Below are 13,425 nucleotides of genomic sequence, written 5' to 3'. Positions count from 1 at the left end.
CGAGATGAGCGAGACGCCCGTGCACCTGATCGTGCGTCGGATGACCTGGGAGGCCGACGGGGTCCTCTCCGTCGAACTGGCCCACCCCGACGGCAAACCCCTCCCCGCCTGGACCCCCGGCGCCCACATCGACGTCGAGGTTGGCGGCCGGATCCGCCAGTACAGCCTGTGCGGCGACCCGCGCTCCGCCACGACGTACCGGATCGGCGTGCTCAACGAACCAGCCTCCCGCGGCGGTTCGCGCCACGTCCACACCCGGCTGCGCCCCGGCCAGACCGTCCGGGTCTCCCCGCCCCGCAACCACTTCGCCCTGGAGGACGCCCCCGGCTACGTGTTCGTCGCCGGCGGCATCGGCATCACCCCGCTGCTCGCCATGGCCCGCGAGGCCGCCCGGCGCGGCACCGCCTGGCGGATGGTGTACGGCGGCCGCAGCCGCGCCTCGATGGCCTTCACCGACGAACTGGCCGCACTGGGCGGCAAGGTGGCGATCGTCCCGCAGGACGAACGCGGACACCTCGACCTGGCGGCCGCGCTCGCCGACCTGCCCGCCGGCACCCTCGTCTACTGCTGCGGACCGGAGCAGCTGCTGGCCGCGATCGAGCGACTGTGCCCCGCCGACCGCCTGCGGGTGGAACGCTTCGCGGCGCCCGTGGTGCAGCGAACCGGCGCGGACCAGGCGTTCGAAGTCGAGTGCCGCGCCTCCGGCCGCACCCTCACCGTCGGCGCCGACACCTCCGTCTTGCAGGCCGTGGAGGACGCGGGCATCCTCGTCAACAGCTCCTGCCGGGACGGCATTTGCGGCTCCTGCGAGACCCGGGTGCTCGCCGGCACCCCCGACCACCGCGACGCCCTGCTGAGCGAGGCTGAGCGCAGCGCGAACGCGACCATGATGATCTGCGTCTCGCGCTGCGCGACCGACCGCCTCGTCCTCGATCTGTGACCCGACGCCCCGTGCCCCGACCGTTGGAGGCCCCGATGACCACCACCCCCTGGCCGTACCTGGACCCCCACCAGTCCCGTACGCGCGAACCCACCCCCTACGAGTACAAACTGGCCGCCACCCTCGAAGAGGTCTTCACCAAGGACGGCCACGAACTCGCGGACGTCATCCGTGGATTGAATGACCGTCAGGTCCACGCCCCGGACGGCACCCCCTGGACCGAGGAGTCCTTCCGCGCCGAGATGCACCGCTTGGGAGCCTGACCATGACCCTGTCGACCACCGACACCGCCGAGCACATCTACGCCAACGGCCTGCGCAACCAGTGGCGCCCCGTCGTCCCTTCGTCGTTCGTCGCCCCCGGCGCGATGCGCAAGGTGACCGCACTCGGCGAACAGTGGCTGCTGTTCCGCCGCTCCGACGGCACCCTGGCCCTGCTCGCCGACCGCTGCCCGCACCGCGGCGCCCCGCTGTCCCTGGGCAAGCACCTCGGGGACCGGGTGGCCTGCTGGTACCACGGCGTCGAGGTCGCGCCGGACGGCACCGTCGTGTCCGTACCCGGCCTGCCCGGGTGCGCCCTCGAAGGGAAGAAGCTCGTCACCTCGCTGCCGGTCCGCGAGGTCGCCGGCGCGGTCCTCGCCTACTTCGGGGACGACCGGCACCCCGAACCGGCCGAACTGACCCTCCCCGACCCCCTCGACGACCCCGACATCGAGCCGATCCTCTGCTACGCCGAGTGGGAGGTCCCCTGGCGGTACGCCATGGAGAACCTCCTCGACCCGATGCACGGCGCGTTCCTGCACCGCGAGTCGCACACCATGTACGACGGGGACACCACGGCCAAGTTCCGCATCCGCGAAACCGATCGGGGCTACTTCTTCGAGAAGACCGACCAGCGGGGCGTCAACTTCGACTGGGTCGAGCTGTGCCGCACCGGTGTCGACTGGGTGGACCTGTCCATTCCGTACCCGCCCTCCGCGGGCCCCGGCGGCGCCTTCGGGATCGTCGGCATGGTCTGCCCGGTCGACGCCGGACGCACCGGCGTCTTCTTCTGGCGCTACCGCCGCGTGCAGGGTTGGCAGCGCGACACCTGGCGGTTCCTCTACAAGACCCTCATCGAGGCGCGGCACTGGGAGGTCCTGGAACAGGACCGCGTCATGCTGGAGGCCATGCCGGCCGACGCCGACCAGCGCGAGAACCTCTACCAGCACGACCTGGGCGTGGTGCGGCTCCGCCGCCTGCTCCGCTCCCAGGCCGAGCGGCAGACCGCGACGACCACCCCCGCGGGGTGATCCGACCCCGCGACCTCAGCCGGCGGGCTCCTCGTCCGACGCCAGGATCGAGTGCTCCAGCTTGCCCAACAGCCGTGCGAGCTGGCGGCATTCGGCCGGGGACATCCCGCCGAGCATCCGACGCTCGTTGTCGAGATGCTCGGCGAACACCTTGTCCACCTTGGCCAGCCCCTCGTCGGTGAGCCGCGAGTACACCACCCGGCGGTCCTCGGCGTCCCGCTCCCGCACGATCAGCCCGTCCTTCTCCAACCGGTCGATCCGCAGGGTGACCCCGGCGGACGAGACCAGTCCCGAGTCGGCGAGCTGTCCGGCCGTCAGTCGGTACGGCCGACCGGACCGCCGCAGTGCGGTCAGCACGTCGAAACCGGCCACCGAGAGGCCGTGGCGCTCGATGGACGTCGTCAGACGGGTGCTGTAACGGAGGAACGAGCGGTGCAGCCGGGCCAGGACCTCCAGCGGAGCGGTGTCCAGCTCGGGCCGCTCCCGCGCCCAGTCCTCGATGACCATCGCCACCGCGTCCCGCTCCGCGGTCGCCCTGCGCTCCGCCATCCCCGTCCCCTCGTCAGACCCGCGGGACCGCGCCGTCGCAGGTCAGCCGGCAACGCACAGGTCCCTCACCCCTGAAAATCCTACCCCTGAGGCGCTGGACCCGTCAGTCGCGATGACGGGTCCACGTCAACAGGGGGCCCGTGTACGCTGTCGCGGCAGCGGCCGTCGCACCGGACATCTGGTTCCGGACACCCGGACGGTCGCGCGGCGGTGGGGCCCGCCGTACCCGAACCGCGGCAGTCCGTGCCGCCAACGGTCCCTACTTGCGATGTGGCGTACCCGCCTCGGTGCGGGCGCCTGGCGAGTAGGAGACGTGTACCGAATGAGGACCTCGAAGGCGCCGGCCGAGGAACCCATAAACCGCGACAAGGAACCCACGAAGTGAACTGGCTGCTCGTCACAGCCGGCGCCGCCGTCGGCGCGCCCCTGCGCTACCTGACCGACCGCGCCGTCCAGAAACGGCACGACACCGTGTTCCCCTGGGGGACCTTCACCGTCAACGTCGTCGGCTGCTTCGTGCTGGGCGCCCTGACCGGCGCCGTCACCCGCGGCGCCGCCCCGCACTCCCGCCAACTGCTCCTGGGCACCGGCCTGTGCGGGGCGCTGACCACGTACTCCACGTTCTCCTACGAGACGATGCGCCTGGTGGAGTCCGGGGCGGGGCGCTACGCGACTGCCAACGTCGTCGGCAGCATCCTCGCGGGGCTCGGCGCGGCCTTCGCCGGTGGCGCGCTGGTGGCGGTGCTCGGGCACTGACCTGGGCGTTCGACCGCCGTTGCGGGTCGTGTGGCACGATTTTTCAGGTGACCGGCAACCCGCCCTCCGCGCAGCACCTGCGCGACCTCGCACTGCTGCGACGCGTCCGCGACCGGATCGACCGGGAGTACGCGCAGCCGCTGGACGTCGAGGCGCTCGCCCGTGGCGTGCACATGTCGGCCGGGCACCTCAGCCGCCAGTTCCGGCTCGCCTACGGCGAGTCGCCGTACAGCTACCTCATGACCCGACGCATCGAGCGCGCCATGGCGCTGCTGCGTCGCGGCGACCTCAGCGTCACCGAGGTCTGCTTCGCGGTCGGCTGTGCGTCCCTGGGCACCTTCAGCACGCGCTTCACCGAACTGGTCGGCATGCCGCCCAGTGCCTACCGGCGACTGGCGGCACAGGCGACCGCGGGCATCCCGTCCTGCGTGGCGAAGCAGGTGACCAGACCGATCAGGAATCGAGAAGCGCCGCCTGCGGGCCGCGGCTAGCGTTTCGGCCATGGACATCACCATTCACCTCAGCTCCCTCCCGCACGACGATCCGGACGCCTCCCTGGCCTTCTACCGCGACATCCTCGGCTTCGAGGTCCGCAACGACGTCGGCCAGGGCAAGATGCGCTGGATCACGGTCGGCCCCGCCGGCCAGCCCGACACCTCCATCCTCCTGGCGCCGCCGGCCGCCGACCCCGGCATCACCGACGACGAGCGCCGTACCATCGCCGAGATGATGGCCAAGGGCACCTACGGCTGGATCCTGCTGGCCACCCGGAACCTCGATGACACCTTCGAGAAGGTGCAGGCCAGCGACGCCGAGGTCGTCCAGGAGCCGACCGAGCAGCCGTACGGCGTCCGCGACTGCGCCTTCCGCGACCCTGCCGGCAACCTGATCCGGATCCAGGAACTGCGCTGAACCGTCCCGCGATCACGGCGACGACCTGCACGAGGCCCGGGGCCGCCGGCCACGCCGTACCGCTGGTTCCGTAGTCACCTCGCGCCGCCGCCAGGCCCGGCGCGCGGTGAACCAGCCGCCCGACCGGTCCCGCCCACGCCCTCGGAGAGCGCGTGGGCGGCCCCTCGCAACGCACAGATGGAGACACGAAGAGCATGGCCAAGAGGACGGATCCGCGGACGCCCGCGCGGCACGCGGCTGACAGTCACGACCTGATCCGCGTGCACGGTGCGCGCGAGAACAACCTCAAGGACGTCAGCATCGAGATCCCCAAGCGCCGGCTGTCGGTGTTCACCGGAGTCTCCGGCTCGGGCAAGAGCTCGCTGGTGTTCGACACGATCGCCGCGGAGTCACAGCGGTTGATCAACGAGACCTACAGCGCCTTCGTACAGGGCTTCATGCCGACCCTGGCGCGGCCCGAGGTCGACGTCCTCGAAGGACTGACCACCGTGATCACCGTCGACCAGCAGCGGATGGGCGCCGACCCCCGCTCCACGGTCGGCACCGCCACCGATGCCAACGCCATGCTGCGCATCCTCTTCAGCCGGCTCGGGAAGCCGCACATCGGCCCGCCCAGCGCGTACGCCTTCAACGTCCCCTCGGTCCGGGCGGCCGGCGCGATCACCGTCGAGCGCGGCAACAGGAAGGCGGTCAAGGCGACCTTCAACCGCACCGGCGGCATGTGCCCGCGCTGCGAGGGCCGCGGCTCGGTCACCGATCTCGACCTCACTCAGCTCTACGACGACGCCAAGTCGCTCGCCGAGGGCGCGCTCGCCGTCCCCGGCTACAACGCGGGCGGCTGGAACTACCGGCTCTACAGCGAGTCGGGCTTCTTCGACCCGGACAAGCCGATCCGCAAGTACACCAAGAAGGAACTGCACGACTTCCTCCACCGCGAGCCGACCAGGATGAAGATCGCGGGCATCAACATGACCTACGAGGGTCTGATCCCGCGGATCCAGAAGTCGATGCTCGCCAAGGACAAGGAGGCGATGCAGCCGCACATCCGGGCGTTCGTGGAGCAGGCGGTCGCCTTCACCACCTGCCCCGAGTGCGACGGCACCCGGCTCAGCGAGGGCGCCCGGGCCTCGAAGATCAAGCGGATCAGCATCGCGGACGCCTGCGCGATGGAGATCAGGGACCTGGCCACATGGGTCCGCGGCCTCAAGGAGCCGTCGGTGGCGCCGCTGCTCACGGCGCTCCAGCACACCCTTGAGTCGTTCGTGGAGATCGGCCTCGGCTACCTCTCGCTCGACCGGCCCGCGAGCACGCTGTCCGGTGGCGAGGCGCAGCGCGTCAAGATGATCCGCCACCTCGGCTCCTCGCTCACCGACACCACGTACGTCTTCGACGAGCCGACCACCGGCCTGCACCCGCACGACATCCGGCGGATGAACGACCTGCTGCTGCGGCTGCGCGACAAGGGCAACACGGTGCTCGTCGTGGAGCACAAGCCGGAGACGATCACGATCGCCGACCACGTCGTCGACCTCGGCCCCGGCGCCGGTTCGGGCGGCGGCAGCGTCTGTTTCGAGGGCACCGTCGAGGCGCTGCGGGCGAGCGACACCGTCACCGGCCGCCACTTCGACGACCGCGCCACCCTCAAGGACACGGTGCGCAAGCCCACCGGCACGCTCCAGATCCGCGGTGCCTCGGCGCACAACCTGCGCGACGTCGATGTCGACATCCCGCTCGGTGTGCTCGCCGTCGTCACGGGCGTCGCCGGCTCCGGCAAGAGCTCGCTCGTGCACGGTTCGATCCCGGCCGGCGAGGGGGTCGTCTCGGTCGACCAGAGCCCCATCCGCGGCTCCCGGCGCAGCAACCCGGCGACGTACACCGGACTGCTCGACCCGATCCGCAAGGCGTTCGCCAAGGCCAACGACGTGAAGCCGGCCCTGTTCAGCGCCAACTCCGAGGGTGCCTGCCCGACGTGCAACGGCGCCGGGGTCATCTACACCGACCTGGCGATGATGGCCGGGGTCGCCACCACCTGCGAGGACTGCGAGGGCAAGCGGTTCGACGCGTCGGTCCTCGAATACCACCTGGGCGGCCGCGACATCAGCGAGGTGCTGGAGATGTCGGTGGCCGAGGCCGAGGAGTTCTTCGGCGACGGTGCGGCGCGCACCCCGGCCGCGCACAGGATCGTCGAGCGGCTCGCCGACGTCGGGCTCGGCTACCTCAAGCTCGGGCAGCCGCTCACCACGCTGTCCGGCGGTGAGCGGCAGCGCCTGAAGCTGGCCACGCACATGGCCGAGAAGGGCGGCGTCTACGTCCTCGACGAGCCGACCGCCGGCCTGCACCTCGCCGACGTCGAGCACCTGCTCGGCTTGCTCGACCGGCTCGTCGACGCCGGCAAGTCGGTGATCGTCGTCGAGCACCACCAGGCGGTCATGGCACACGCCGACTGGATCATCGACCTCGGCCCCGGCGCCGGCCACGACGGCGGCACGGTCGTTTTCGAGGGCCCGCCCGCGGACCTCGTCGCCGCCCGCTCGACCCTCACCGGCGAGCACCTCGCGGAGTACGTGGGGGCCTGACGGGGGCTGCGGGGCTCATGCCTGAGGCGGCCCGGAGCCTGCCGCCCCGCTGACCGGAACCACCGCGACCCGCCGCGGCACGCCATTGCGTGCCGCGGCGGGTCGCTCAGTGGTGCCCCGGAAGGGACGCCCGCACGACGCCGGCACTGCTGCGGCAGGTGTTTCCCGCTCGGCTGCCCCGCCTCAAAAATACCCCCCGGGGTACTCGTGTTACCGTCGAAACATACCCCGGGGGGTAATTTTCCACGGATCGGAGTAGCGCATGTTCTTCGTCGACACGATCGAGGTGGCCGGGCTCGGTAACCGCAGCTACCTGGCCGGGGGCCGGCGGACCGCGGTGGCGGTCGACCCGCCCCGCGACATCGACCGGGTGCTGGCGGCGGCGGCGCGCCGCGGGGTGCGGATATCCCACGTGGTCGAGACGCATGTCCACAACGACTACGTCACGGGCGGCCTGGCGCTGGCCCGCGTCACGGGCGCCGCCTACCTCGTCCCCGCCGCGGCCCGGGTCGCCTACCCGCGCGTGCCGGTGCACGACGGCGACCGCTGCGAGGTCGACACCACGGCCGGCCTGACCCTGCGCGCACTGGCGACGCCCGGCCACACCCCGCACCACACCTCCTACGCGCTGGAGGAGAACGGCACGGCCGTCGCGGTGTTCACCGGCGGCTCGCTGCTGATCGGCACCGTGGGCCGGCCCGACCTGGTCGAACCACGGCTGACGGAAGAACTGGCCCGCGCCCAGCACGCCTCCGCGCACCGACTGGCCAAGGAGCTGCCGGACGATACGGCGGTGCTGCCCACGCACGGATTCGGCAGCTTCTGCTCGTCCAGTCAGGCGCAGGGCGAGTCCACCACGATCGGCAAGGAGAAGACCTCCAACGAGGCACTCACCCGCGACGTCGACGGCTTCGTCGCCAACCTGCTGGCCGTCCTGGACGACATTCCCGCGTACTACGCGCACATGAGTCCCGCCAACGCGGCGGGACCCGCGCCGGTCGACCTGACCCCGCCCGCCGTCGCGGACGCCGAGGAGATCGCCGCCCGGCTGGCCGCCGGGGAGTGGGTGGTGGACCTGCGCAACCGGGTCGCCTTCGCCGAAGGGCACGTGGCGGGTGCGTTCAACTTCGAGGCCGAGGGGCAGCTCGCCACCTACCTGGCCTGGTTGATCCCGTGGGGCAAGCCGGTGACCCTGCTCGCCGAGTCACCTGAACAACTCGCCGCAGCACAGCGGGAGTTGGTGCGAGTCGGCATCGACCGCCCGGCCGCCGCGGCCACCGGCCAGCCGTCCAACTGGGCACGCAGGGGCGAGGCCCTCGCCTCCTTCCCGCGCGCCACGTTCGCCGATCTCGCGAAGCACCACAAGGACGGCGTCGTCGTCCTCGACGTGCGTCGGGACGCCGAACGGGCGTCGGGCCACGTGGACGGCTCGGTCCACATCCCCGTCCACACGCTGCACCGCCGCCTCCACGAGGTTCCCCAGGGGCAGGTGTGGGTGCACTGCGCCGGCGGCATGCGGGCCGCCATCGCCGCCTCCCTGCTGGATGCGGCGGGGCGCGACGTCGTCGCTGTCGACGACGGTTTCGACTCGGCCGAGAAGGCCGGACTTCCGGTCCGCACGCACTGATGACAGCCGCCGCAGAACACCGACCGGGAAAGCGAACAGGAACGAGAACCACCATGAGCCTGCCGGTCGTGGCCACGCGGCGCGGGAACGGGGCCGTCGCGTGAGCGCAGCGATACTCGCCCTGATAACCGGTGCCGTCATCGGCCTGGCGCTCGGAGCGCTCGGCGGCGGAGGGAGCGTACTGGCCGTCCCCGCCCTGATCTACCTGCTCGGCTTCCCACCCGTCGCCGCCGCCACCGCCAGCTTGGTCATCGTCACCGTCACCTCCGCCACCGCCCTGTTCGCGCACGCCCGCGACGGGCACGTCGTCTGGCGTACGGGGCTGCTGTTCGCGGCCACCGGAATCGGTCCGGCGATGCTGGGCGGCGCACTCGCTGGGCGCCTCCCGCCAGCCGTGCTGACCGTCGCCTTCGCCGCGGTCGCGGCCGCTGCCGCGATCCGCATGCTCAAGCCCCGCAACTCCTCGGCGGGCACCATTCGGGTACGGCCGGGCCGCGCGGCGGCGGCCGGCGCCGGACTGGGCGCGGTCACCGGCGTCCTCGGCGTCGGCGGCGGCTTCCTCGCCGTTCCCGCGCTGGTCAACGTCCTCGGTATGCGGATGCGGGCGGCGGTGGGCACCAGCCTGCTGGTAATCACCGTCAACTCGCTGGCAGCGCTGGCGATGCGGGCCGGTACGGCCGACGGCCTGGACTGGGCCGTCATAGGGCCGTTCGCCGGGGCGGCGATCCTGGGTGCCTGGGACGGTAAGCGCCTGTCGGCGAAACTGTCCGGACACACCCTTCAACGGGCGTTCGCGCTGGTCCTGTTGGCGGTGGCCGGGGGCATGTTGCTGGACGCGGTGGTGTGATGGCCACCCGCTGGGAACGCCTTACGCCAGCGACAGGAACAGCTTCTCCAGGCGCGCGCGCATCGCCTCGGTGTCCTCACCGTTCTTACGGCCCGATTCGATGTCGGCCACGCACTGCTGCAGGCCGGTGGCGATGATCGCGAAACCGGCCCGGTCGAGTGCCCGTGAGGCGGCGGCCAACTGCGTGACGACGTCCTCGCAGTCCCGTCCTTCCTCGATCATCCGGATCACGCCGGAGATCTGCCCCTGCGCGCGCCGCAGCCGGTTCAGCACGGCCTTCAGGGACGCGCCTTCAAGATCCAGTTCCACGATCACTCCTCGAAAATACCCCTAGGGGTACTGTACGTCCCGGTTCGGGACGGCGGCGACCGACAAGGATCACGACTGCCATGACCACTCCCCTCACCCTCGACACCGACCAGGCCCGCGCCCGGCTGCACGACCTCACCGTCATCGACGTACGCACTCCCGGCGAATACGCCTCCGGCCATCTGCCCGGCGCCTTCAACGTCCCTCTGGGCCGGATCCACCACACGTTCCCCGAAATGCGGCACGCGGCCGACCGTGGCGACGTCCTCGTGGTGTGCGCCTCCGGCGCCCGCTCGGAGAAAGCCTGCAAGCTCCTCGCGGAACAGGGCATCCCGACCGCCACCCTCAACGGCGGCACCCACGCGTGGGCGGCCGAAGGACACGACCTGCACGAGCCCGTCGCGTGCGACACCCGTGCCGGCTGGGTCATGGAGCGTCAGGTGCGCTTCACCGCAGGCACGCTCGTACTCCTGGGGCTGCTCCTGGGGCAGCTCGTGCACCCGGCCTGCCAGATCCTCTCCGCAGTCATCGCCGGCGGCCTGGTGTTCTCCGCGCTCACCGACACCTGCGGTATGGCCGCCATGCTGGCCAAGCTGCCGCACAACCGTCCCCGGCCGGCCGACCTCGCCATGACGCTCGCCGCTTTGCGCCGCGGCTGACCACCGCCCTGACGGGTGCCCCTTCGCGTCGTTCCTCGCGCCCGGCCTCGGAATCATCGGCAGAGCGGCGTATCGGCGCCGGGGCTCCGGCTCGGATCACTGGGCGGAGAGCTTGTGGACGGTGGTGTCGTCGGGGGTCAGCGGTCGCCCGTCCGCAGACAGCACTTCCAGTGCGCGGAGGCGATAGCCCTGCCGGCGGTCGACCAACTGTGAGTGCGGTTCGTCGGGGGCGAAGAAGTTCTGTTCGCCCCACTGCCGCAGCGCCACGATGACGGGGAAGAGCGCCTTGCCCTTCGGGGTCAGTGCGTACTCGCGGTAGGCGCTGCCGTCCGAGGCGGGGACGGATTCGAGGACACCGCCGGCGACCAGGGTGCGCAGGCGCGCGGTGAGGATGTTCTTCGCCACCCCGAGGCTGCGCTGGAACTCCCCGAAGCGCCGGCTTCCGTCGAAGGCGTCCCGCACGATCAGCAGGGACCACCAGTCGCCGATCGCGTCCACCGACCGGGCGACGGGGCATTCGCTGTCGTCGAAGCGCGTCCTGGTCACCATGGCGTCCCTCACTCTCACAATGGTTGCAACATGCTACCAAAAAAGTTAGCGTCACCACTGGTAGCAAGATGAAACCAGATAGGTGGAGGAGTGCTGATGCCCAGCAACGGTGAGGCTGTGACACGACGGACCGAGGCCCGAAGCAGGGAAGGCTCCGCGTTCGTCCTGTCCCGCGGCGTCGTCATCCTGTTCGCCATCGCCTGCGGAGCCGCGGTGGCCAACGTCTACTTCTCCCAGCCACTCCTGGTGACCATGGGCCACGACCTCGCCATGAGCCCGGCCCTTGTCGGCAGCGTGGTCACCCTCACGCACGTCGGATACGGACTGGGGCTCTTCTTCCTCGTGCCGCTGGGCGACGTGGTGAACCGCCGACGGCTCATCGTGGCCCAATTACTGCTCCTGGTGGTGGCGCTGGTCGCGGTGGCCGTCGCCCACACGGCGGCGCTCCTGCTCGCGAGCATGGCCGCGACCGGACTGCTCGCGGTCGTCACACAGACGCTGGTGGCCTTCGCCGCATCACTGGCCCCGCCCGCCCGGCGCGGACGGGTCGTCGGCCTGGTCACCAGCGGCGTGGTCACCGGAATCCTGCTCGCCCGCACCGCATCCGGCCTCATGGCCGACCTCGCGGGCTGGCGCTCCGTCTACCTCGCCTCGGCGTCGCTCACCGCTCTGCTCGCCCTGGTCCTGTACCGAGTGCTGCCGCGCCACAGTGACGCCGCGCCGACAACCCTGCGCTACGGACAGCTCCTGCGCTCCACGATCACCCTGTTCGCACGGGAACGACTGCTGCGGCTCCGGGCCCTGTTCTGCCTGCTGATCTTCGCCGCCTTCAGCACCCTGTGGAGCAGCATCGCACTGCCGCTCAGCGAGGCCCCGTACTTCCTGCCCCACAGCGCGATCGGGGCGCTGGGGCTGATCGGTGTCGCTGGCGCCCTGGCCGCGACCGTGGCGGGCCGCCTGAACGACCGCGGACTCTCCCGGCGCACCACCGGCATCGCCCTGGCGCTGCTCGCCGTCTCGTGGGTGCCCTTGGCCTTCACCCGCAGCTCGCTCTGGGCCCTGGTCGTCGGGGTGATCCTCCTCGACCTCGCCGTGCAGGCGGTCCACGTCACCAACCAGACCCTGATCTACGCGTTGCACCCGGACGCGGGCAGCCGACTGATCGGCGGATACATGGTCTTCTACTCGATCGGCAGCGCCACCGGCGCCATCGCCGCGACCTCCCTCTACACGGTGGCCGGCTGGGGCGCCGTGTGCGCACTGGGCGCCACGTTCAGCTGCCTCGGGCTCGTGCTGTGGGCGTTCACTCGACACAGCACCCCGGACCCCACCACCAAGACCCCCTCGCGCAGCGAAGCCTGAACGTTCTCGCCGGCCGCCGGACCGGAGCCTCAACTCAACAGACCCTCCCGCAGATGGGATATCCACCGGTGTCGAAGGGCAGTGAGCCGCGAGCAGAGTCGATGGGGTGCGGCTGCGGCGCCGATGTGCCTGGGAAGCTGGGCGCGTCGGCTGTCAGCGGGCAGTTGGCAGATTCACGGCTCTTCTGGCCGTTCGGGTGCCGGCCGCCCAGACGAGGCAGAGCAGGAGGGCCAGGGCGGTACCCACCGTGCACACCCCGTTCCAGCCGGCGTGGGCATGGGCCGCTCCGGCCAGCGCGGAACCGACTGCGCCTCCGATGAATGACCTTGTCCTCGGCTGCATGTGAGGCGGCGGGCGCCGAACCCCTTCGCCGTGCGGGTGCGTTGCCGCGGGCACCGAACCTTGCAGGGTGCCGAGGTGCCTTGTTGCGGGAGAAGCACGACGTCCCCGTCGATGCCGGCATGGCATCGACGGGGACTCAGGGCGCGAGGCCGAGACCCGTGGGTGTGCGGTGCGGGTCGTGTGCTGCCGGCGCGGGTGCAGTGGAGACCGGTTGAGGGGCTTGTTGCTGCGGCACGGTGCCGTGGACGTGGGTGCCGATCCAGTAGCCGACCAGCAGGCCGAGGACGAGTAGGACCTTGTGCCGGTTGGCCTTCCAGCCGGTGGGTCGAGCGGGCTCGGTGAGCACGCCTAGGACGGTCGCGGTCTGTTTCGCCAAAGTCATCTCCTGTGGGTTGGCGGCGGGTTGGCGGCGGGTTGGCGGTGGGCTGACTGGGTTAGCTGGGTTGGCTGTCCGGTCCTCGGAACTGGCTGGTGCGGTCCGTCGGGGGCGAAGGGGGAGGCCAGTGCTGTGGCGGTCGGGCGTACTTCGGAGGTGTGGCGGGCCCGGGTTGGGGCGGTGGCTCACACTGCGACGGAGGCGGGGGATCCCCTGCGGTCAGGGTCGTGCGGGCGCCGGTGTTGCGGGAGCAGCTACCGAAGAGGCCGATGCGGCCGACGAGGCGGGTGATCTGTCAGAAGGAGCAGACGGTGGAGCCGCTGACGGCGC

The 13,425-nt window shown here is 71.1% G+C and carries 15 protein-coding genes; 11 read left to right on the top strand and 4 right to left on the bottom strand.

Translation table 11 applies throughout. The features are described 5' to 3' along the window. Nucleotides 1-4: 4 nt before the first annotated feature. From ACO0M4_RS34790 to ACO0M4_RS34780, 3 genes are read left to right on the top strand one after another with little or no spacing between them, the layout of a single operon-like run. Entirely contained in the window at nucleotides 5-940 is a 936-nt protein-coding gene (locus tag ACO0M4_RS34790; RefSeq protein WP_430375067.1) for a PDR/VanB family oxidoreductase, read from the top strand. A 35-nt stretch (nucleotides 941-975) separates the two neighbouring features. Then, nucleotides 976-1,203, top strand: coding sequence for a recombinase-like helix-turn-helix domain-containing protein (locus ACO0M4_RS34785; protein ID WP_430375066.1), 228 nt, complete (start codon nucleotides 976-978; stop codon nucleotides 1,201-1,203). Nucleotides 1,204-1,205: 2 nt separating this feature from the next. Then, nucleotides 1,206-2,231: a Rieske 2Fe-2S domain-containing protein gene (locus ACO0M4_RS34780; protein ID WP_430375065.1), complete on the top strand. Its 1,026-nt coding sequence runs from the start codon at nucleotides 1,206-1,208 to the stop codon at nucleotides 2,229-2,231. A gap of 15 nt (nucleotides 2,232-2,246) precedes the next feature. On the opposite strand, the gene ACO0M4_RS34775 is transcribed toward ACO0M4_RS34780, so the two are convergent. Continuing rightward, the gene (locus ACO0M4_RS34775) at nucleotides 2,247-2,780 is read right to left on the bottom strand and encodes a MarR family winged helix-turn-helix transcriptional regulator (RefSeq protein WP_430375064.1); all 534 of its coding nucleotides are present in this window, start codon (nucleotides 2,778-2,780) and stop codon (nucleotides 2,247-2,249) included. A 381-nt stretch (nucleotides 2,781-3,161) separates the two neighbouring features. Between ACO0M4_RS34775 and crcB the strand changes: the two genes are divergently transcribed. The 6 genes from crcB (at nucleotide 3,162) to ACO0M4_RS34745 (ending at nucleotide 9,498) form a co-directional block, all read left to right on the top strand. Continuing rightward, nucleotides 3,162-3,536, top strand: a complete 375-nt coding sequence (crcB, locus tag ACO0M4_RS34770) for a fluoride efflux transporter CrcB (protein ID WP_430375063.1) — start codon at nucleotides 3,162-3,164, stop codon at nucleotides 3,534-3,536. Nucleotides 3,537-3,583: 47 nt separating this feature from the next. Continuing rightward, entirely contained in the window at nucleotides 3,584-4,027 is a 444-nt protein-coding gene (locus ACO0M4_RS34765) for a helix-turn-helix transcriptional regulator (protein ID WP_430375062.1), read from the top strand. A 10-nt stretch (nucleotides 4,028-4,037) separates the two neighbouring features. Next, the gene (locus ACO0M4_RS34760; protein WP_430375061.1) at nucleotides 4,038-4,448 is read left to right on the top strand and encodes a VOC family protein; all 411 of its coding nucleotides are present in this window, start codon (nucleotides 4,038-4,040) and stop codon (nucleotides 4,446-4,448) included. A gap of 194 nt (nucleotides 4,449-4,642) precedes the next feature. Further along, nucleotides 4,643-7,024, top strand: coding sequence for an ATP-binding cassette domain-containing protein (locus ACO0M4_RS34755; protein ID WP_430375060.1), 2,382 nt, complete (start codon nucleotides 4,643-4,645; stop codon nucleotides 7,022-7,024). 262 nt (nucleotides 7,025-7,286) lie between these two features. Then, nucleotides 7,287-8,651: an MBL fold metallo-hydrolase gene (locus tag ACO0M4_RS34750; RefSeq protein WP_430375059.1), complete on the top strand. Its 1,365-nt coding sequence runs from the start codon at nucleotides 7,287-7,289 to the stop codon at nucleotides 8,649-8,651. A 100-nt stretch (nucleotides 8,652-8,751) separates the two neighbouring features. Beyond that, entirely contained in the window at nucleotides 8,752-9,498 is a 747-nt protein-coding gene (locus ACO0M4_RS34745; RefSeq protein ID WP_430375058.1) for a sulfite exporter TauE/SafE family protein, read from the top strand. A 21-nt stretch (nucleotides 9,499-9,519) separates the two neighbouring features. Here the strand turns inward: ACO0M4_RS34745 and ACO0M4_RS34740 are convergent, their stop codons facing one another. Further along, nucleotides 9,520-9,807: a metal-sensitive transcriptional regulator gene (locus ACO0M4_RS34740; protein WP_430375363.1), complete on the bottom strand. Its 288-nt coding sequence runs from the start codon at nucleotides 9,805-9,807 to the stop codon at nucleotides 9,520-9,522. Between the two features lie 80 nt (nucleotides 9,808-9,887). Between ACO0M4_RS34740 and ACO0M4_RS34735 the strand changes: the two genes are divergently transcribed. Continuing rightward, the gene (locus ACO0M4_RS34735; RefSeq protein WP_430375057.1) at nucleotides 9,888-10,466 is read left to right on the top strand and encodes a rhodanese-like domain-containing protein; all 579 of its coding nucleotides are present in this window, start codon (nucleotides 9,888-9,890) and stop codon (nucleotides 10,464-10,466) included. A gap of 96 nt (nucleotides 10,467-10,562) precedes the next feature. On the opposite strand, the gene ACO0M4_RS34730 is transcribed toward ACO0M4_RS34735, so the two are convergent. Further along, nucleotides 10,563-11,015, bottom strand: a complete 453-nt coding sequence (locus ACO0M4_RS34730; RefSeq protein ID WP_430375056.1) for a winged helix-turn-helix transcriptional regulator — start codon at nucleotides 11,013-11,015, stop codon at nucleotides 10,563-10,565. Nucleotides 11,016-11,111: 96 nt separating this feature from the next. Here ACO0M4_RS34730 and ACO0M4_RS34725 point away from each other — a divergent pair, with 96 nt between their 5' ends. Beyond that, the gene (locus tag ACO0M4_RS34725; RefSeq protein ID WP_430375055.1) at nucleotides 11,112-12,377 is read left to right on the top strand and encodes an MFS transporter; all 1,266 of its coding nucleotides are present in this window, start codon (nucleotides 11,112-11,114) and stop codon (nucleotides 12,375-12,377) included. 478 nt (nucleotides 12,378-12,855) lie between these two features. Here the strand turns inward: ACO0M4_RS34725 and ACO0M4_RS34720 are convergent, their stop codons facing one another. Then, nucleotides 12,856-13,095: a hypothetical protein gene (locus ACO0M4_RS34720; protein ID WP_430375054.1), complete on the bottom strand. Its 240-nt coding sequence runs from the start codon at nucleotides 13,093-13,095 to the stop codon at nucleotides 12,856-12,858. Nucleotides 13,096-13,425 lie beyond the last annotated feature (330 nt).

It is taken from the genome of Streptomyces sp. RGM 3693 (genome assembly GCF_050471125.1).
Lineage (GTDB): Bacteria > Actinomycetota > Actinomycetes > Streptomycetales > Streptomycetaceae > Streptomyces.
The sequence above is the reverse complement of the archived record's forward strand: the minus strand, read 5'-3'. Positions and strand labels throughout refer to the sequence as shown.